The organism is Nonomuraea sp. NPDC050202 (assembly GCF_040656115.1).
Lineage (GTDB): Bacteria > Actinomycetota > Actinomycetes > Streptosporangiales > Streptosporangiaceae > Nonomuraea.
Map to the genome: position 1 here is coordinate 194008 of NZ_JBFALF010000008.1, position 17783 is coordinate 211790.

Consider the following 17783-nt stretch of genomic DNA (forward strand, 5'->3'; position numbering starts at 1 on the left):
AAGGGCAAATGTCGTCATAACTGTGATGAAGACCGTACGCGGCCCATAACCTGCTGACATAGCTTCCATAGTGAGCTACTAGACAAGGGGGATGCGCGTTGATCTCTGCCAAGTTGCGCGGAGTGTTGCTGTGTACGGTGTTGTTCCTGGCCTCCGCGTGCGCCGCGGGGCCGGCCGCCACCGGAGAGCCGGCACCCGCGACCGCTCCGCAGGAGACCAGCGCCGCGGCCGGCACTCCCGCCACGTTGCCTCCCGGCGGCGTGATGATGAGCGACAACGTCAAGCACATCGCCAATATGCCACGAACGGCTCCGCTCGACGGCGAGGGCGATCTCGGTACTGATCTTGCGTTCCAGGGCGACTACGCCTACGTGGGGAACTTCGGTGGGTTCTCGATCTACGACATCGGCAACCCGACCAAGCCCCAGCTCGTCAGCCAGGTGTCCTGCCCGGCGCAACAGAATGACGTGACCGTTTACCAGGATCTGCTGATCCTGTCGATCGACGAACCGCGCGGCGGCCCGGAGTGCGACTCCGGCGACGAGGAGCGGAACTGGGAGGGCCTGCGGATCTTCAACATCAGCGACAAGAAGAGCCCGCAGTACGTGGGCGCGGTCCAGACCGACTGCGGCTCGCACACGCACACGATGGTGCCCGCCGGTGAGACGCTGTACGTGTACGTCTCCTCCCCCGGCCCCGAGCCGGACTCGCAGACCTGCCCGGCACCGCACGAGCTGATCTCGATCGTGGAGATCCCGACGAAGTCCCCGGCGTCCGCCAAGGTCGTGGCGAAGCCGGACATCTTCCCCGAGCGGCAGCACTCCGATCTCGCCTCCGGCTGCCACGACATCACCGCCTACCCGGAGAAGAAGCTGGCCGCGGCCGCCTGCTTCGGCGACGGCGTGCTGCTCGACATCTCCGACCCGGTGCGGCCGAAGGTCCTCCAGCAACTCACCGACCTGGAGAACTTCCAGATCTGGCACTCGGCGACGTTCAACAACGACGGCACGAAGGTCGTCTTCAGCGACGAGCTGGGCGGCGGCGGCCAGGCCACCTGCGACCGCAACACACCCCCCACCAAGGGCGCGAACGCCGTCTACGACGTGGTCGGCGACAAGCTGGAGCGGCGCGGCTACTTCAAGATCCCGCGCGAGCAGCAGCCGAACGAGAACTGCGTGGCCCACAACGGCTCCCTGATCCCGGTGGACGGCAAGGACATCATGGTGCAGTCGTGGTACCAGGGCGGCGTGTCGATCTGGGACTTCACCGACTCGGCGAACCCGAAGGAGATCGGCTACTTCGAGCGCGGGCCGCACGAGGGCGGCGGCGTCGTGGGCTCCTGGTCGGCCTACTACTACAACGGCTACATCTACTCCAGCGACATGACGGAGGGGCTGGACGTCCTCGAGATCACCGACCCGCTGACCGACCCGGCCAAGCAGGTCAAGATGGACGACTTCAACGTGCAAACCCAGAAGTCCTACTAGCCATCCGGCCGTGACCGCTCGCCGCTTTCCGCCCGCGTCCGGGTGGGTCCATCCCTTACGGCAAAGCCAGGTTGGCCCCACCCGCCGCCCCGCGCTGCGGACCTTCCAGGAAGACGCTCCTCCGCCTCACCGCCACCGCGCCGTAACGCGCGCAAGCTTGACCGTCCGCGTGGTCAACCGGGCACCCGCGGCGCGCCTGGGAACCGGGCGTCGCGGCGGTGGACGCCGTGGCGTGGGCGTCGCGGCGGCGGACGCCGTGGCGTGGGCGTCGCGGATCGGTCAGGCGGGCCGGAAGGGGGCCGAGCGCAGGGCGGCACTGGCGTTGCCGCCATCCTCACTCTTATCGAACTCACATCAGGTTCGGGCGATTCGGCGCGAGAAGCGTAAGGCCGCCTTCCGAAAGCCCGGAGCCGAACGCGGAGAATGGTGGGCGGCCCGCCGTCCCCCGGCCTCGCGGCCAGGGGAGGACTCGTGATCAGGAGGGCACGCTCACGGGTTCAGGTCGGTGGCGGAGCGTTCGGCGAACACGCGCATGACCTTGGTGGTGATCGGGCCGGGGGCGACCGGGAGCTCGGTGTCGTCGACCAGCTTGATCGGCTGCACGTCGCGCGTGGTGGAGGTGAGGAACGCCTCCTCGGCCTCGTACAGCGCCGACAGCGGCACGTCGGTCTCCTCGCCGCCGCACCATTCGAGCACCAGCGCCCTGGTCACCCCGGCCAGGCAGCCCGACTTGAGGGTGGGGGTGAGCAGGCGGCCGTCGCGGACGACGAAGATGTTGGAGCCGGTGCCCTCGCACAGGTTGCCGGCGAGGTTGCCGAAGATGGCCTCGCCGCCGCCGCGCTTCTTCGCGTACAGCAGGGCCTTGGCGTTGTCGCCGTAGGAGGTGCTCTTGACGCCCGACAGCGCGCCGCGCTCGTTGCGCGGCCACGGCACGACGGCGACGTTCGCGGTGGCGGGGAACGGCTTCTGCTCGTCCACGATGACGACGGAGGTGGTGCCCTGATCGCCGCGGTCGGACCCGAGGGGGCCGGGGCCGCTGGTGTAGGTGACGCGGATACGGCCGAGCGCCCAGGCGGGCGCGACCTCCAGGAGCTTGGCGATGCCGTCGGCGATGGCCTCGACGTCGGGTTCGGGCAGGTCCATGCGCTGGGCGGAGAGCGTGAGCCGGTCGAGGTGCCGGGTGAGCGCGAACGACTCGCCGTTCACGATCTTGATGGTCTCGAAGACGCCGTCGCCGACCATGAGCCCGTGGTCGAACACCGACACGGTGGCCTGAGCGGGGTCGATCAACTCCCCGTTGACCCAGACAGGGATGTTCATTCAGTTTCCTCCTGTGGATGCCAGTGAGATGAGCCTGGCTGCTTTGAGCTCGGTCTCGAGCCACTCGCGCCGGGGATCGCTACCCCAGGTGATGCCCGCTCCCGTGCCGAACCGGATCTCGCTGCCGGAGATCCAGAATGTTCTGATGCCTACGGCCAGCGCCGCCCTGCCTCGGTCGGCGTCGACCCAGCCCACCGCCCCACAGTACGGGCCGCGGGGTGCTGGTTCGAGCTCATTGATGATGCGCAGAGCCGACGATTTCGGAGCACCCGTGACAGATCCGGGCGGGAAAGTCGCCGCGAACAGCTCCGGCCAGCCCGCGCCGGGCGCGAGCCTGGCACGCACGGTGGAGACGAGGTGGACGAGCCCGGGGTGCTCCTCGACCGCGCACAACGACGGCACCTCGACCGATCCGACGGCCGCGATCCTGCCGAGGTCGTTCCGGACGAGGTCGACGATCATGACGTTCTCGGCGTAGTCCTTGTCGAGGAGGTCGCCCGCGGTCGCGCCGGTGCCCTTGATCGGCCTGGACTCGACGACGTCGCCGTCGCGCGACAGGTAGAGCTCGGGCGAGGCCGACACCACGCTCAGGCCGGGGACGTCGATGACGGCCGCGTACGGGGCGGGGTTGCCGGACGCCAGCCTGGCCGCCAGGGCGAGCGGGTCGGCGTCACGCGGCACGGGCGCGGTCAAGATACGGCAAAGGTTCGCCTGGTAGACCTCGCCCTGCTCGATGTAGTCGCGGATGGCCCGCACGCCGCGCTCGTACGCGGCCTGGTCGAGGGAGCTGACCCACTGGCCGGGGTGCGGCCCGCGCCAGGGGGCGGCGGGCGCGGGCAGGGGGGACCTGCGCACCCGGTCGAACCGGGCGCACGTCACCTTGCCCTCGTAGTCGACCACGACGGCCCACCAGCCCTCCCCGTCGAGCGCGGCGAGGTCTGAGGTCACATCGCGCAACCCGCTGGCGAGAAAGCCGCCTAAGTGGGCGAATCCGTCATACACACCTCCCATTCTCCCAGCATCTCGACCAGCTCCAGCGCGGCGGGCAGTGGCGACTCGGGGAGGGCCGCGTAGACCTTGCGTGCGGGTGTCGTACCTCTGAGGGGTTTGAGCACCAGATCCGCCGGTACGGCCCGCGCCGCCAGCTCCGGCACCAGCGTCACCCCGAGCCCGGCGGCGACGAATCCGAACTTGCCCGACCATTCCGCCACCCGCGGCCCGCCACGCGGCGTGAACCCGGCCGCCGCGCACGCCGCCACCAGCAGCGTCGGCTGGCCGCGCGGCGCGGCCTCGATCCAGGGCTCTCCCGCCAGGTCACGCAGGTCCACCTCGGCCTCGCCCGCCAGCCGGTGTCCGGCGGGCAGCGCCACCAGCAGCCGATCCTCCCCCAGCGGCACCGTGCGTGCCCCCTCGCCGGGCAGCCCTGCCGGGTAGTCGCTGATCACGGCCACGTCGAGCGCCCCGGCGTGCAGCAGGTCCATCAGCCGGGCGCTGAGCCCTTCGGTCAGCCGCAGCTCGACGCCGGTACGCCGCTCCAGGAAGCGCTTGAGCGTGCCCGGCAGCAGGTCGATGTTGGCCGTGGCGAACGAGCCCACCCGGAGGATGCCCCCGTGTCCCCCGTGGATGGCGGCCAGTTCCTCGCCCGCGCGTTCGAGCCGGTCGAGCACGGCGACGGCGTGCCGGTGCAGGGCCGCGCCCGCGGGTGTCAGGCGCACGCCGCGGGCCAGCCGTTCGAACAGCGGGCCGCCCGCGGCGCGTTCGAGCGCGGCGACGCGGCGGGAGACCGCCGACTGGGTGTATCCGAGCAGTTCGGCGGCGGCCGTGAACGAGCCGCTCCTGGCGACCTCGTCGAAGAGCCGCAGCGAGCCGGTGTCAAAGGCATTCGTGTCATACATGGCTGCCATGCAATCTAGTCGGTGGTGGAATACCTCGCACCGGTGTTCACTGACGCACGTGATTGCTTTTCTCGGACAGGGGCGCATGGGCGCCCCGATGGCCCGGCGGCTCGTGTCGGCCGGGCATAAGGTGACGACGTGGCGGCGCTCCGACGGGGTGCCCGTGGCCGCGGCGGTGGACGGCGCCGACCTGGTCATCACGATGCTGAGCGATCCGGCGGCGGTGCGCGAGGTGCTGACTGCGGCGCTGCCGGGGCTGCGGCCGGGGGCGACGGTGGTGGAGATGTCCACGATCGGCCTCGAGGCGGTGCGCGAGCTGCGCGCGCTGCTCCCACCCGAGGTGGAGCTGGTGGACGCGCCGGTGCTGGGCAGCGTGGGCCCCGCGGCCGAGGGCACGCTGACCGTGCTTGCCGGTGGCGACGTGCAGGGGTGCCGCGAGGTGTTGTCGGTGTTCGGGCCGGTGCGCGAGTGCGGGCCGCTGGGGTCCGGCGCGGCCATGAAGATCGCCGTGATGAGCGCGCTCGTGCCGGCCCAGGTGCTGCTCGCCGAGACGTTCGCGTACGGCGCCTCGCACGGCGTGGACCGCGGCGCGCTGATCGACGTGCTGTCGGGCACCCCGCTGGGCGTACTGGCCGAGCGGTTGCGCGTGCCGGCGGCGCAGACCCGCTACTCGCTGGCCCACGCCACGAAGGACCTGGAGCTGGGGGCGTGGGAGGGCGCGACGATGGCCACGGCCGCGCGGGCCAGGTTGCAGGAGGCTCGCGCGGCCGGGCTCGGCGAGCACGATCTGACCGCGATCGCCGAACACGTCGGCGGCGGCCCGGACAGCCTGACCGGCCCCACCGGCCCGATCGGCCCGGCCACCGCCGCCGGGCAACCCATGGGCGGCCCCGGGCACCGGGCCGTGTCGCTCAACCTCTCGACGATCCCCGCCACGAACGGCATGTACTCGCACGCCACGCGCGTGGGCGACATGCTCTACATCTCCGGGCAGGCCGCCTTCGACGAGCACGGGAACCTCGTCGGCGAGGGCTCCATGGAGGCCCAGGCCGAGCACGTCTTCCAGGTCATCTCGCGCATCCTCACCGATCAGGGCGCGAGTTTCGCCGACATCGCGTTCCTCAGGACGTACCTGACCGACATGGAGGACCGGGTCGCGTACGGGCGGGTGCGCAGGAAGTACATCACCGGCACGCCCCCGGCCAGCACGACGGTCGAGGTGTCGAAGCTGTTCATGCCGGGGCTGCTGCTGGAGGTGGACCTGATCGTGGCCCTGCCGCGTTAGCCGGCGTCAGTCCAGGGGGCCGGTGACCGACTCCGCCGCGGCGACCACGCCGCCCTCGGCCACCAGGCGCACGGCCGAGTCGATCTCCGGAGCCAGGAACCGGTCGGGCCCCGGCGCGGGCACGGTCTCGCGCAGCGCCTGGAGCACGGCCGCCGTCGCGGGCGCGGGCTCCAGCGGGGCGCGCAGGTCGAGCGCGCGGGCGGCGGTGAGCACCTCGATGGCCAGCACCCTGGTGAGCCCGTCCACGGACCTGCGCAGCTTGCGGGCCGCCGACCAGCCCATGGAGACGTGGTCCTCCTGCATGGCGGAGCTGGGGATGGAGTCCACGCTGGCGGGCACGGCCAGGCGCTTCAGCTCGGAGACCACGGCCGCCTGGGTGTACTGGGCGATCATGTGGCCGGAGTCCACGCCGGGGTCGTTCGCCAGGAACGCGGGCAGGCCGTGGTTGCGGGCCACGTCCAGGAAACGGTCGGTGCGGCGCTCCGACATCGAGGCCAGGTCGGCGGCCACGACGGCGAGGAAGTCCAGCACGTACGCCAGGGGCGCGCCGTGGAAGTTGCCGTTCGACTCGACGCGGCCGTCGGCCAGCACGGCCGGGTTGTCGATGGCGCTGGCCAGCTCCCGCCCGGCCACGGTGGCGGCGTGCGCGATCGTGTCGCGGGCCGCCCCGGCGACCTGGGGCGCGCAGCGCAGGGAGTAGGCGTCCTGAACGCGGGTGCAGGCCGCCGGGTCGCGGTGACTGGCCATGATGCCCGAGTCGCGCAGCACCTTCGTCATGTTGGCGGCGGACAGCGCCTGGCCGGGGTGCGGCCGCAGCGCCTGCAGCTCGGGGGCGAACACGCGGTCGGTGCCCAGCAGCGCCTCCACGCTCATGGCGGCGCTCACGTCGGCGGTCCTGACCAGCCTGGTGAGGTCGTCGATGGCCAGGATCAGCATGCCGAGCATGCCGTCCGTGCCGTTGATCAGCGCCAGGCCCTCCTTGGCGGCCAGCTCCACCGGGTCGATCTTCGCCTGCTTGAGCGCCTCGGCCGCCGGCAGCACGGTGCCCGAGGCGTCCCGTACGACGCCCTCGCCCATCAGCGTGAGCGCCACGTGCGCCAGCGGCGCCAGGTCGCCGGAGCAGCCGAGGCTGCCGTACTCGTGCACGATCGGGGTGATGCCCGCGCTGATCAGCGCGGCCAGGGTCTTGGCCGTGGTCGGCCTGATGCCGGTGTGGCCGGTGGCGAGCGTGCTCAGCCGCAGCAGCATGAGCGCGCGCACCACCTCGGTCTCCACCTCGGGCCCGCTGCCGGCCGCGTGCGAGCGCACCAGCGAGCGCTGGAGCTGGGCGCGCAGCGCCGGGTCGATGTGCCGCGTGGCCAGCGCGCCGAACCCGGTCGAGATGCCGTACGCGGGTACGGGACTCTCGGCCAGCTCGTTCACCCGCTGGCGGGCCGCCGCGATGGCGGCGATGGCATCGTCGGTGAGCTGTACGGGGGCTCCGTGGCGGGCCACCCTGATGACGTCGTCGAAGGCCAGCGGCTCCGGACCGACGTTCACGACTCCGTTGTCGCGCATGGTGCGTCTCTCTCATTCAGGTAACCGGCGTAACCGATGTTAGCCCCTTACCGGAGAACAGTTCCGCCAGCCCCTCCCTGCCCTCGTCTGTGAGGACCACCGCCCTGGGCACGCTGCCCCGCCGGTACCACCCGCGTTCGAACAGCACCTCCGTGATCGCCGCGCCGAGTGCCCCGCCGAGGTGCGCCCGGCGCTCGGTCCAGTCGAGGCACTCGGGCGCGAAGCGCCTCCTCGACCGGCGCGCTCCCGCCACGTCCACGCCCAGCCGCGACAGCAGCCGCTCCCCCGTCTCCGTCACGTCGTGGCCGTCGTAGCAGCCGCCCTCCTTGAGCCGGTCGAGCAGCCCCACCCCGGCCCGGCCCGCCAGGTGGTCGTAGCACGTACGGGCCTCCTCCAGCATCCTGGCCTGCCGCGACTGGCGCAGCGAGCGCACCGGCGGGCGGGCGCTGATCCGGGCCAGCACCTCCAGCACCTCGGCGATCTCATGCCCGGCCAGGCGGTAGTAGCGGTGGCGGCCCTGGCGCACGACGTCCACGAGCCGGCCGTCGAGCAGCTTGGCCAGGTGGGCGCTCGCGGTGGCCGCGCTCACCCCGGCCATCCTGGCCAGCTCCCCCGCGGCCAGCGCCCGGCCGCCGAGCAGCGCGGTCAGGATGGCGGCCCTGGTGGGGTCGGCGATCAGCGCGGCGACGGGGGCGATGTCGGCGTCCCTGGCGATGTGCTCCATGACTGCGACGCTAGTACGTGAACCCTTCGACGTGGACCGAAGGGTCAGCGCTTGCCCAGCGCCTTCCTGATCAGCTCGCGGGCCCGGTCCATGACCACGAGCGGCGGGCCCATGATCAGGTTCCTGGTCGCGGACTCCGTGCCGGGATGCGGGCGTGTCGGCGCGAGCGTCTCGGCCGCGCGCACCGCCGCCGCCATCGCCCGCCGCTCCACGGCGGAGGTGTTCGCGCGCAGCCTGGCGAACTCGTAGCGCTCCTCGCTGCGGGCATGCGCGAGCACGGCGGTACGCAGCGCGGCCAGGCCCTCCCAGAACTGCGGGTGGTCCACGCCGCTCCTGTGCAGGTCGAGCAGGAGGCGCTTGGCCCGGTTCTCCTCGGTCAGCCGGTCGGCGACCACGCCGTGGCCGTTGTCGAGCTTCCTGCGCGCGTACGGGTGGACGATCTCCTCCTCGGCCGTCTCGTGCACGGACAACATGCGCGTCAGCCGGTCGAAGGCGTCCCCCACCTTGTCCGGAGGCGCCTGCTCCACCTCGTCGAACAGATCCCTGATCTGGCCGTGCTGGGCCATCAGGAGCTCGATGACATCTTGTTCAGCCACGTCAGCGCCCGTACCCGGGCCCGCTCCCGGCACGCGCCGCCTTACCGAACACGGACGGAACGCGGAGGTTGTCGGGATGGGCCGCGGGTACGCGCAGCGACATGGCCTTCGACCCACTCCAGCAGCGGGGCATCCCGCTGGACGAGCAGCTGCGCGACTGGCGGGAGCTGAACGTCACGCCGATCGACCCGGACCACGCCGACCCGTACACGCGGTGCCGGATCATCACCATGAACGGGATCGAGGTGGAGGCCATCCTGTTCAGCCACCAGCTCGCCCGCCACTGCCCCGACCTGGAGATCAAGCAGCAGCTCGCCAGGGTGCGCTACATCGAGGCGCAGCAGCAGAAGACGGTCAACTGGCTGCTGCCCGGAGCGTCGTCGGTGCTGGAGACGACGATCGCCTACGAGCAGGTGGCGGTGGACCTGACCGCCTGGGTGGCGCGCATGGAGCCCGATCCGTACCTGCGGCAGGCCTACCAGTTCGGCGTGCTGGAGGACTTCGACCACCTCTACCGGTACGCCAACCTGTACGAGATGATCGAGCACCGCAAGGCCGAGAAGATCGTCGACAACCTGACCGAGGTCATGCCGGGCCGCCCCACGTACCTGCACCACCGCGACCCGTTCGACAACGTGCGCCGGCCCTACGTCCGCAGCGTCACCGAGCCGCTGTCCCGGCTGCACGCGCTGACGATCATGTCGGCCGAGCAGCAGACGATGAACTTCTACATGAACGTCGGGCCGATGTACATGGAGCCGATCGCCCGGCAGCTCTACCAGGAGATCGGGATGGTGGAGGAGGAGCACGTCACCCACTACGAGTCGCTCGTGGACCCCGGCGAGAGCTGGTGGGAGATGCTGCTCAACCACGAGTACAACGAGTGCTACCTCTACTACTCGTTCATGGAGACCGAGTCCGACCCGAAGGTGAAGAACATCTGGGAGCTGCACCTCAACATGGAGCTGGAGCACCTGCGGCTGGCCGCGGAGTTGTTCAAGCGGTTCGACGGGCGCGATCCCGACCAGGTGCTCGCTCCCGCGCTGCCGCCGCCGGTGACGTTCGAGCCGAACAAGGGGTACATCCGCGACCTGCTCGCCACCCAGATCGACTGCACCACGCTGGGCACCGGGTACGTGCGGGAGGCGCACGAGCGCTTCACCCGGATGCAGGAGGCCGTGATGGGCGGCGAGAAGCCGGCGTCGGAGCGCGTCATCGACGACAACCGGGCCATCTCCGGCCGCGAGTACCGCCTGGAGACGGAGGGGCCGCATCCGGCGGGCCTGCAGCTCAGCAGCTGACCGTCCCCGGCTAGAGTCTGGCCCCATGACAACTGTCGCGCTCGTCACCGGCGCCTCGCGTGGTCTCGGGGCCGCCATCGCCCGCAGGCTGGCCGCCGACGGCCTGGCCGTGGCCGTCAACTACCGCTCCGACCGGGCCGGCGCCGAGCAGGTGGCCGATTCCATCCGTACGGCGGGCGGCGTCGCCGAGGCGTTCGCCGCCGACATCACGGACGAGGCCGCCGTCGAGGGCCTGGTCGCCGCCGTCGCCGACCGGCTCGGCCCGGTGGGGGTGCTGGTGGCCAACGCGACAGGCCCGCAGCCGACCGCCGGTGTCGAGGACCTCACCTGGCAGGCGCACCTCGACCAGCTCACGTTCTTCGTCAAGAGCCCGACGCTGCTCGTCCAGGCGGTGCTGCCGGGCATGCGGGAACGGGGCGGCGGCCGCGTCATCCAGGTCGGCTCCGACATCGTGGACCGCAAGCTGCCCGCCACCTCCGCCTACACCGCCGCCAAGGCCGCCCAGCACGCCCTCACCGAGGTGTGGGCCAGGGAGCTGGGCCCGTACGGCATCACGGTGAACGTGGTCGCGCCCGGCTGGATCCCGGTGGAGCGGCACGAGGGGCTGGACGAGAGCGCGTACCGGGAGGAGGTGCCGCTGGGGCGGATGGGCATGCCGGAGGACGTGGCGGCGGCGGTGTCGTACCTCGCCTCGGAGGGCGGCGCGTTCGTCACCGGGCAGCGCGTCACCGTCAACGGCGGGCACACGTGACCTGGGCGGGCGTATTCCAGTTTGGGGACTGGGCCAGGATTCGCTAGAGTTCTCTCGTCGCCCCGGAGTGAAACTCACGGGGGTGGATGCGGAAGTGGCTCAGTGGTAGAGCATCACCTTGCCAAGGTGAGGGTCGCGGGTTCGAATCCCGTCTTCCGCTCGGAGCTTCCGGCTCGGTGGCGTGGCCGAGAGGCGAGGCAGCGGCCTGCAAAGCCGTCCACACGGGTTCAAATCCCGTCGCCACCTCGCGAGGACGATTAGCTCAGCGGGAGAGCGCTTCCCTGACACGGAAGAGGTCACTGGTTCAATCCCAGTATCGTCCACCACACTTCACGGCCCTGGCTGATCAGCCAGGGCCTTCGTGTTTCCACCCCGGGTGCTTGCCCCGGCGGCGGTACCCGTGGCCGTTCGGCGAGGTGCACCACCGTGCTGGGCCGGACGAGCGGCTGAGCGGCCTGGTCATCCGGCGTTCTGGGCGCGACGATCAGCGCATGGACACTCAGGAGATCGCCGACCGACTGGAGATCACCGGCCTGCTGGCGCGGTACACGTACGCCATCGACTCGGGGCAGTGGGACCTGCTCGACGAGGTGTTCTGCCAGGACGCGGTGATCGACTACAGCTCCTCCGGCGGCATCACGGGCACCCGGGACGAGGTCAAGGCGTGGCTGGCCGAGGTGCTGGTGCACTGGCCGGCCAGGTTGCACCTGATCGGCGCCGCCCGGATCGACTTCCACGACGGCGAGGCCCGCGTGAGCGCGCCCTTCACCGACACCCTGGCCCCGACACGGGAGATGGTGGCCGCCCGGACCGAGGGCTTCCTGCACGGCGGCGGCTACTACCATCACCGCATGCGCCGCACCCCCGACGGCTGGCGCAGCACCGAGCTGGTGGAGGAGCAGACCTGGCGCACTGTGTGCTGAAATACCGGACATCTCCCCCACTAATTCGGTTCCGAAGTTTCCGGTTTGAGGTGGAATTGAACCGGACGACGGTCGGGAGCCGTCTCCATGCTTGTTCACCCGAGAGTTCATCGGCCGGGGAAGCGGAGCGGTGGGAGGCCCGCCACCCATGGGTGCGCCAGGTATTCCGGCTTGCCACGGGGGTAAGGCCAGTGATCGAAACGCTGGAGTGGACTCTTCTCGACGGGGAGCACGCGCTGCTCGTCAAGGGGGACATGCGACGGGCACGCGAAAGGTTCGACAGCGCCTACGCGCAGGCGGCGCAGCGAGGCGAGGCGGACGCGCTCGCCAGGGCGGCGCTCGGCCTGGGCGGGATGTGGGTGCACGAGCACCGCACGGCCGCGGCGGCGGCGACGGTACGCGTGCGCCGGCGGGACGCGCTGTCGCAGCTCGACGCGGGCTCGCCGCTGGCCCTGCGGCTGCGGCTGCGGCTGCGGCTGCGGCTGCGGCTGCGGCTGCGGATCAGGCTGGCGGCCGAGGACGACCGCCGTTGCGGTCGGCGCTGGGCGGGCCGCCTCCGGGCTTCGAAGGCGCGCCGTGGTGGTCGGGGCGGCGCTGACGCTGGCGTGGACGGTGGCGCTCGGTGCCGCCGGCGGCATGCTCGCCCGGCGGCGCTCGGCGCGGAAGGGACCGTCCCAGACGGCGCCGTCCCAGGCGTACCTCTTCCGAGCGGTGGCCGTCGGGCTGTTACAGGCGGTTCACCGGAGCAAGCCCATGCAGGCGTAGCAGGTTCTCGCCCAGGATCTTGCGCTTGGCCTGGTCGGTGAGCTGCGGGTAGCCGTACCCGTCGCACAGGTCCTGCGGGATCGTGAAGTCCCTGAACGCCCTCAGCGCCCACTGCGGATGGAAGATCGGCGCCTCCGAACCGTAGATGATCTTGTCTTCGCCGCACCAGAAGAGCAGCTTGCCGATGATCTCGGCGAACATCCTGGGCGCCCTGACGATGAAGTTGATCGTCGCCGCCAGGTCGGCGTACAGGTTGGGGTAGCGGATCAGCTGCCAGCAGGTCTCGTCCAGGAACGGCAGGCCGACGTGGAAGATGACGAAGTTGACGTCGGGGAAGTTCGCGGCGGCGCCGTCCATGTCCCACGTCTGCGTGTGCTCGATCGGCTGCGGGCCCAGCGGGACGCCCTTGTGCACGCCGATCAGGTTGACGCCCAGCTCCTGCGCCTTCTCGAAGATCGGGAAGGCCACCCTGGGGTCGTCCATGCGCCACGGGTACGGCGAGCCGTAGTCGTAGCGCACGTTGTACAGCTTGAACGCCCGCGCGTTGTACTCCCCCACCTGCCGCTCCATCAGGTCGAGCGCCTTGCGGCCCTCCAGGGGGTTGACCGAGCCCCAGAAGACGGTCCGGTCCGGGTCGCGGGCGGCCAGCTCCGCGCACTCCTGCCACGGCGACAGGCCGTCGTGGTAGAGGTCGGTGAGCGGCAGCGGCATGGCCACCAGCATGTCGGTGTCCGACTCCTCGAACACCATGCGGCGGATGTCATCGATCGTCCACTGCCGCAGGAACTCCTCGGGCGGCAGCTTGGTCTCGCCCTCCGGGGTGAGCGTGGTGTGGAAGGCGTACAGGTGGTTGGAGAACATCTGGCCCGCGGGGCCGAACGCGTTCTTGGCCTCGAAGTTGAACACGTGGGCCACGCTGTCGAACACGAAGAAGTCGTCGATCACCGTAGTTCCCTCCCGATGTAGGCCGCCTTGTCGGGCACCTGCGCGGGCGCGGGCAGGAAGCGCAGCAGCCGGGCGGCCCGCGGGGAGAGCCGGTCCGTCGTCCACACCTCGTCCCACACCACCTCGACCTCCGCCTCGCTGATGCCGGGCTGCTCCTCGATGCGATCCCGGACCTCGGTCAGCACCCTGGCGGCGAACGGGCACCAGCCCGAGGTCAGCAGCAGCTCGACGCGGGCCCGGCCGCCGTCCACCTCGACCGATCTGACCAGGCCCATCTCCACGACGGAGATGCCCTTCTCCCTGCAGCACGGGTCGTAGACCCCGGACAGCGCCTCACTGGCCCACTGCGGTATCTCCGGCATGACCTCATCGTCGGACGGGTGTGCCCGTCGGGGTAGGCGTCCCGATTTCAGATAGCGCAGATGCTTGGTGGATGACCGGCGAACAACCCAGCGATCTGATCCGCAGCGTCTCCCGTGCGCTCCGCGTGCTGGAGGAGGTCTCGCGCGCCGACCGGCCGCTGTCGGTCAAGGTCATCGCCCGCCGCTGCGGCCTGAACCTGTCCACCTCCTACCACCTGGTCCGCACCCTGTGCTACGAGGGGTACCTGTACCGCCGGCCCGACGGCGACTACATGCTCGGCTCGCAGGTGGCCGAGCGGTTCCACGAGATGCTGGACGCGTTCGAGCGGCCGCCCCACGCCGCCGCCGTGCTGCGGCACCTGGCCGCCGTCACCGGGCACACCGCCTACCTGGCGCAGCTGTCCGAAGGGCGGCTGGTCGTGGTGGACGTGGCCGAGGGGCCGCACTCGCCGTACCTGGAGGATCTGCAGGCGGGGCTGGAGACGGCGCCGCACGCGACGGCGCTGGGCAAGGCGCTGCTGCTCTCGCTGCCGTCCCGCACCCGGCGCGGCGTCCTGACCGGGTACGGCCTGCGCCGCTTCACCTCCTCCACCCCGGTCAGCGTGGAGGACGTCGAGGAGGAGCTGTCGGCGTTACGGCCGGGGGAGGTGGTGGAGGAGCACGGGCAGTTCAGGGAGCAGGTGGCGTGCGCGGGGGCGGTGGTGCCGGGCACGGACTGGGCCATCGGCATCTCGGCCCGCGGGCTGTCCATCCCGCAGATCGCCCGCATCCGGCTGGCGCAGGCCGTACGGGACCTGGGTTGATGCGTTGCCTTCCGCCCTCCGTTCTGGCCAGGCTTGTGCGCCATAAACGTGCAAGCCGTCGTTGCTGTGGATGATGTACCGGACGACCGGCGGCCGGAGTGGGCGCGGCGGGTGCGCCGCAGCCCGGTGCGGATCCAGTGGGACCCCGAGCGCGGGTTGCGGCACGAGGCGCTGCCGTACCGGTCGATCCAGGTGGGGCTGGCCGGGGAGGCGGTGCGGCGCTACGTGGATGAGTGGACGCTGGGGATCAGGGACGTCACGGACGGGGTACGGGAGGTGCATGCGGCGGTACGCGGCGGGGCGGACGCCCGTGCGCTGCTGCCGGCCGAGCGGCCGTATCCGGTTCCTGACGAGCTGGCGGAGACGATGGGGGCGAGCGTGGAATGAGGGTGATCCTGTTCGGGGCGACCGGCATGATCGGGCGCGGGGTGCTCACGGAGTGCCTGCTCGACGACCGGGTCACGGCCGTGCTGGCGGTCGGGCGGGCCTCGACCGGGGTCACGCACGGGAAGCTGCGCGAGATCCTGCACGACGACCTGCTGGAGCTGGCGCCTGTCGAGGGGGAACTCGGCGGGTACGACGCGTGCTTCTTCTGCCTGGGCGTCTCGTCGGCCGGGATGCGCGAGCGGGACTACCGGCGGATCACCTACGACTTCACGCTGTCGGTGGGTGAGACGCTGGCGCGGCTCAGCCCCGGGTCGACGTTCGTGTACGTGTCCGGCGCCGGGGCCGACGCCCGGGGGCGGGCCATGTGGGCCAGGGTGAAGGGGGAGACCGAGAACGCGCTGCTCGCGCTGCCGCTGGAGGCGTACATGTTCCGGCCGGGGTATGTGCAGCCCGTGCACGGCGTCCGCTCCCGTACGCGGCTCTACCAGGCGGCGTACGTCATCACCCGGCCGCTCTTCCCCGTGTTGCGGCGGCTGGTCGGGGGCGCGGTGACCACGACCGAGCAGGTCGGGCGGGCGATGATCGCGGTGGCGGAGCGGGGCACGGCGAAGCGGATCCTCGGGCCCGCCGACATCAACGCGCTCTGACGTCGACGCCGCCCTCCCACGTGACCGCCGCGCTCCCACGTCAGCGAGCGCCACGCTCCCACATCATCGGCGCGCTTTCACGTCAGCGGCGCGGCATTGACCTTGGCGGCGTGGCTGTGATCTCGGCGGCGTGCTCTCGCCTCGCCCGGCACGAGCGGAACGGCGAGGAGCGAGGCCGCGGCGGCCAGGCCCCAGACCGCCGCCCAGGAGGTGTGGGCGATGGCCACGGGGATGAGCAGCGGGGTCAGGAAGCCCATCGCGAACAGGGTGGTGCCCAGGAGTCCCAGGGCGGTGCCGGCCCTGGACGCGCCCGCCATGGCGGCGATCTCGGTGTAGGCGACGCCGTGCCAGGAGTTGGCCAGGAGGCCGCCGAGGGCCAGGGCGGTGACGGTGAGCGGGGTGGGGGCGTCGGTGAGCACCGCGGCGCCTGCCATGGCGAGGCCGGCCAGGGCGCCGATGGCCCTGATGTGGGTGCGGCGGGTGCCCGTGCGGTCGGTGCGGCGGCCGGTCCAGATGCGGGCCGCGCCGCCGCCCAGCTGGGCGATGACGACCGTCAGGCCGGCCAGGGTGGCGCCCTCGCCCTTGACGTCGTGCAGGAAGATCGCGGTGAAGGAGAGCACGGCGAACTGGGGGACGGTGAGGAGGGCGCCGGCGAGGGCCAGGCGCCACACGTCCCAGCGCCTGAGTGGGGAGCGAGCCTTCAGGCCCGGGCACGGGTCCGCACCGGTGGCGGGCGTGGGGCCGGGGCCGGCGGGTGGGGGCGGTTCGTGGAGCCAGCGCCAGGTGGCCGCCGCCGCGGCGAGGCAGAAGGCGGCAGGAACGGCGTAGGCGGCGCGGAAGCCGTACGCGCTCGCGAGCCACGGCAGCAGCGCCACCCCGGCCGCTCCGCCGACCGGGATGGCCGTCTGGCGGATGCTCATCGCAAAGCCCCGCTCCCCCTCCCCGAACCACGTCATGACCGCCCGTCCCGAGGCCCCGTTGACGCTGCCGCCCAGCGCGCCGGCGACCGTCAGGCAGAGGGCCAGCAGCGCCACGCCCGCCCCGTCCGGCGGGGTCACGGCGGCGGCCATCACCACCAGCAGCGCGCCCGTCGCGGTCAGCCCCGTGAGCAGGACGCGCCGGTCCCCGAAGCGGTCGGTCAGCAGCCCCCACGCGATGTCGGAGGCCGCGACCCCGAGCCCCAGGCAGGCCAGCACCAGGCCGAGCGCCTCCGTGGACAGGTGGTAACCGGCCCGCATCGACACCCCGGTGAGGGGGATGCCGGAGAACATCGCCGCGAAGGCGGCCTGCGCCCCGACGCCCAAGGCCAGTACGACCCAGCGATGCCGCGGCCCGTACGCGCGCCGATCCCGCCGAACGCCCGCAGCCGTCATCGAATCCGCCTTTCATAAAATAACCGGATTTAGCGGTTACTCACCCTGGCAGCCCCGAAAGTAACTTGTCAACGCGGTTACTATCGAGGCCATGGACTTCACCTTCATCAGCGGGAACCTCGGGCTCGACCTGGCCGGCACCGTCGGGCAGCGGCGCGGCGAGCGCATCGACCTGCTGGCGGCACCCGGCGACCTGGCCCGCTGGACGGTGGCGGCCGGGCTGCTCGACGTCCACCCTTCGGTGAGCGACGGCGACCTGGCGGAGGCGAGGGCGTTGCGCGAGGCGATCTACCGGCTGGCGTCCGCGGCCCGTACCGGAAGTGCCCTGGATCCCGCCGACCGCGCCACGCTCAACGCCGCCGCCCGGCACGCGCCCGCGGGCGTGCTGCTCGGCGAGCGGGGCGTGGAACGCGGCGGCGATCTGCGCGCGGCGCTGTCCAGCACGGCGCGGGCGGCGGCCGAGCTGCTCGGCGGCCCGGAGGCCGGGCTGATCAGGGAGTGCGAGGCGGCCCCGTGCACGCGGCTCTACGTCGACGCCTCGCACCGGCGTACGCGCCGCTGGTGCGACATGCGCGGTTGCGGCAACCGGGCCAAGGCGGCGGCCTTCCGCGCCCGCCGGCACGGCTGAACGCATGGTGGAATATCTGAGGGGGTGCGGACGC

General features: G+C 71.6%; 18 protein-coding genes and 3 tRNA genes. 12 read left to right on the plus strand and 9 right to left on the minus strand.

Translation table 11 applies throughout. From position 1 onward, the window contains the following. Window positions 1-98 precede the first annotated feature (98 nt). The gene (locus AB0I79_RS23620) at window positions 99-1487 is read left to right on the plus strand and encodes a hypothetical protein (RefSeq protein ID WP_357876287.1); all 1389 of its coding nucleotides are present in this window, start codon (window positions 99-101) and stop codon (window positions 1485-1487) included. A 489-nt stretch (window positions 1488-1976) separates the two neighbouring features. Here AB0I79_RS23620 and AB0I79_RS23625 read toward each other — a convergent pair whose 3' ends face one another. The 3 genes from AB0I79_RS23625 to AB0I79_RS23635 are packed head-to-tail and all read right to left on the minus strand — an operon-like array spanning window position 1977 to window position 4702. Next, on the minus strand, window positions 1977-2807 hold the full coding sequence (locus AB0I79_RS23625; RefSeq protein ID WP_357876289.1) for an aminotransferase class IV: 831 nt from the start codon (window positions 2805-2807) through the stop codon (window positions 1977-1979). After that, window positions 2808-3755, minus strand: coding sequence for a chorismate-binding protein (locus AB0I79_RS23630; protein ID WP_357876291.1), 948 nt, complete (start codon window positions 3753-3755; stop codon window positions 2808-2810). Window positions 3756-3784: 29 nt separating this feature from the next. Then, the gene (locus AB0I79_RS23635; RefSeq protein ID WP_357876293.1) at window positions 3785-4702 is read right to left on the minus strand and encodes a LysR family transcriptional regulator; all 918 of its coding nucleotides are present in this window, start codon (window positions 4700-4702) and stop codon (window positions 3785-3787) included. A 58-nt stretch (window positions 4703-4760) separates the two neighbouring features. Here AB0I79_RS23635 and AB0I79_RS23640 point away from each other — a divergent pair, with 58 nt between their 5' ends. Then, window positions 4761-5987, plus strand: coding sequence for an NAD(P)-binding domain-containing protein (locus AB0I79_RS23640; protein ID WP_357876295.1), 1227 nt, complete (start codon window positions 4761-4763; stop codon window positions 5985-5987). A gap of 6 nt (window positions 5988-5993) precedes the next feature. Here AB0I79_RS23640 and hutH read toward each other — a convergent pair whose 3' ends face one another. From hutH to AB0I79_RS23655, 3 genes are read right to left on the minus strand one after another with little or no spacing between them, the layout of a single operon-like run. Beyond that, window positions 5994-7544, minus strand: coding sequence for a histidine ammonia-lyase (hutH, locus tag AB0I79_RS23645; RefSeq protein WP_357876296.1), 1551 nt, complete (start codon window positions 7542-7544; stop codon window positions 5994-5996). A gap of 16 nt (window positions 7545-7560) precedes the next feature. Then, window positions 7561-8268 (minus strand): metalloregulator ArsR/SmtB family transcription factor, encoded by a 708-nt coding sequence (locus AB0I79_RS23650; RefSeq protein ID WP_357876298.1) that lies wholly within the window; start codon window positions 8266-8268, stop codon window positions 7561-7563. Window positions 8269-8312: 44 nt separating this feature from the next. Then, window positions 8313-8864 (minus strand): hemerythrin domain-containing protein, encoded by a 552-nt coding sequence (locus tag AB0I79_RS23655; RefSeq protein WP_357876300.1) that lies wholly within the window; start codon window positions 8862-8864, stop codon window positions 8313-8315. Between the two features lie 101 nt (window positions 8865-8965). Between AB0I79_RS23655 and AB0I79_RS23660 the strand changes: the two genes are divergently transcribed. The 6 genes from AB0I79_RS23660 (at window position 8966) to AB0I79_RS23685 (ending at window position 11839) form a co-directional block, all read left to right on the plus strand. Further along, window positions 8966-10165: a hypothetical protein gene (locus AB0I79_RS23660; RefSeq protein WP_357876302.1), complete on the plus strand. Its 1200-nt coding sequence runs from the start codon at window positions 8966-8968 to the stop codon at window positions 10163-10165. 25 nt (window positions 10166-10190) lie between these two features. Then, window positions 10191-10916 carry an SDR family oxidoreductase gene (locus AB0I79_RS23665; RefSeq protein ID WP_357876304.1) on the plus strand — a complete coding sequence of 242 codons (726 nt, stop codon included), beginning with the start codon at window positions 10191-10193 and terminating at the stop codon, window positions 10914-10916. 88 nt (window positions 10917-11004) lie between these two features. After that, window positions 11005-11076: transfer RNA gene (locus tag AB0I79_RS23670), tRNA-Gly, on the plus strand. A gap of 15 nt (window positions 11077-11091) precedes the next feature. Next, window positions 11092-11162: transfer RNA gene (locus AB0I79_RS23675), tRNA-Cys, on the plus strand. Window positions 11163-11167: 5 nt separating this feature from the next. Further along, a tRNA-Val gene (locus AB0I79_RS23680) sits at window positions 11168-11242 on the plus strand. Window positions 11243-11407: 165 nt separating this feature from the next. Further along, window positions 11408-11839, plus strand: a complete 432-nt coding sequence (locus tag AB0I79_RS23685) for a nuclear transport factor 2 family protein (protein ID WP_357876306.1) — start codon at window positions 11408-11410, stop codon at window positions 11837-11839. Window positions 11840-12565: 726 nt separating this feature from the next. Here the strand turns inward: AB0I79_RS23685 and AB0I79_RS23690 are convergent. Beyond that, complete coding sequence (locus AB0I79_RS23690; RefSeq protein ID WP_357876308.1) at window positions 12566-13549, minus strand: amidohydrolase family protein; 984 nt, start codon at window positions 13547-13549, stop codon at window positions 12566-12568. Beyond that, a complete protein-coding gene (locus AB0I79_RS23695; RefSeq protein ID WP_357876310.1) occupies window positions 13546-13911 on the minus strand; it encodes a metal-sulfur cluster assembly factor in 366 nt (121 codons plus the stop codon). The genes AB0I79_RS23690 and AB0I79_RS23695 overlap by 4 nt, the downstream gene beginning before the upstream one ends. A 71-nt stretch (window positions 13912-13982) precedes the next feature. On the opposite strand from AB0I79_RS23695, the gene AB0I79_RS23700 reads away from it, so the two are divergent. The 3 genes from AB0I79_RS23700 (at window position 13983) to AB0I79_RS23710 (ending at window position 15748) form a co-directional block, all read left to right on the plus strand. Further along, window positions 13983-14714: a helix-turn-helix domain-containing protein gene (locus AB0I79_RS23700; RefSeq protein ID WP_357876311.1), complete on the plus strand. Its 732-nt coding sequence runs from the start codon at window positions 13983-13985 to the stop codon at window positions 14712-14714. A 66-nt stretch (window positions 14715-14780) separates the two neighbouring features. Further along, the gene (locus AB0I79_RS23705) at window positions 14781-15101 is read left to right on the plus strand and encodes a DUF4291 family protein (protein ID WP_357876313.1); all 321 of its coding nucleotides are present in this window, start codon (window positions 14781-14783) and stop codon (window positions 15099-15101) included. Then, window positions 15098-15748, plus strand: a complete 651-nt coding sequence (locus tag AB0I79_RS23710; RefSeq protein WP_357876315.1) for an epimerase — start codon at window positions 15098-15100, stop codon at window positions 15746-15748. Before AB0I79_RS23705 ends, AB0I79_RS23710 begins: the two co-directional genes overlap by 4 nt. 77 nt (window positions 15749-15825) lie before the next feature. Here AB0I79_RS23710 and AB0I79_RS23715 read toward each other — a convergent pair whose 3' ends face one another. After that, window positions 15826-17121, minus strand: coding sequence for an MFS transporter (locus AB0I79_RS23715; RefSeq protein WP_357876317.1), 1296 nt, complete (start codon window positions 17119-17121; stop codon window positions 15826-15828). Between the two features lie 91 nt (window positions 17122-17212). Here AB0I79_RS23715 and AB0I79_RS23720 point away from each other — a divergent pair, with 91 nt between their 5' ends. After that, window positions 17213-17749, plus strand: a complete 537-nt coding sequence (locus AB0I79_RS23720; protein ID WP_357876318.1) for an ABATE domain-containing protein — start codon at window positions 17213-17215, stop codon at window positions 17747-17749. Window positions 17750-17783: the final 34 nt, after the last annotated feature.

Bases quoted from the DNA above. Each gene is read 5' to 3' on its own strand.
- AB0I79_RS23625 (WP_357876289.1), bottom strand. From the start codon at position 2,807: ATGAACATCCCTGTCTGGGTCAACGGGGAGTTGATCGACCCCGCTCAG.
- AB0I79_RS23635 (WP_357876293.1), bottom strand. From the start codon at position 4,702: ATGTATGACACGAATGCCTTTGACACCGGCTCGCTGCGGCTCTTCGAC.
- hutH (WP_357876296.1), bottom strand. From the start codon at position 7,544: ATGCGCGACAACGGAGTCGTGAACGTCGGTCCGGAGCCGCTGGCCTTC.
- AB0I79_RS23650 (WP_357876298.1), bottom strand. From the start codon at position 8,268: ATGGAGCACATCGCCAGGGACGCCGACATCGCCCCCGTCGCCGCGCTG.
- AB0I79_RS23660 (WP_357876302.1), top strand. From the start codon at position 8,966: ATGGCCTTCGACCCACTCCAGCAGCGGGGCATCCCGCTGGACGAGCAG.
- AB0I79_RS23665 (WP_357876304.1), top strand. From the start codon at position 10,191: ATGACAACTGTCGCGCTCGTCACCGGCGCCTCGCGTGGTCTCGGGGCC.
- AB0I79_RS23685 (WP_357876306.1), top strand. From the start codon at position 11,408: ATGGACACTCAGGAGATCGCCGACCGACTGGAGATCACCGGCCTGCTG.
- AB0I79_RS23695 (WP_357876310.1), bottom strand. From the start codon at position 13,911: ATGCCGGAGATACCGCAGTGGGCCAGTGAGGCGCTGTCCGGGGTCTAC.
- AB0I79_RS23700 (WP_357876311.1), top strand. From the start codon at position 13,983: ATGACCGGCGAACAACCCAGCGATCTGATCCGCAGCGTCTCCCGTGCG.
- AB0I79_RS23710 (WP_357876315.1), top strand. From the start codon at position 15,098: ATGAGGGTGATCCTGTTCGGGGCGACCGGCATGATCGGGCGCGGGGTG.
- AB0I79_RS23715 (WP_357876317.1), bottom strand. From the start codon at position 17,121: ATGACGGCTGCGGGCGTTCGGCGGGATCGGCGCGCGTACGGGCCGCGG.
- AB0I79_RS23720 (WP_357876318.1), top strand. From the start codon at position 17,213: ATGGACTTCACCTTCATCAGCGGGAACCTCGGGCTCGACCTGGCCGGC.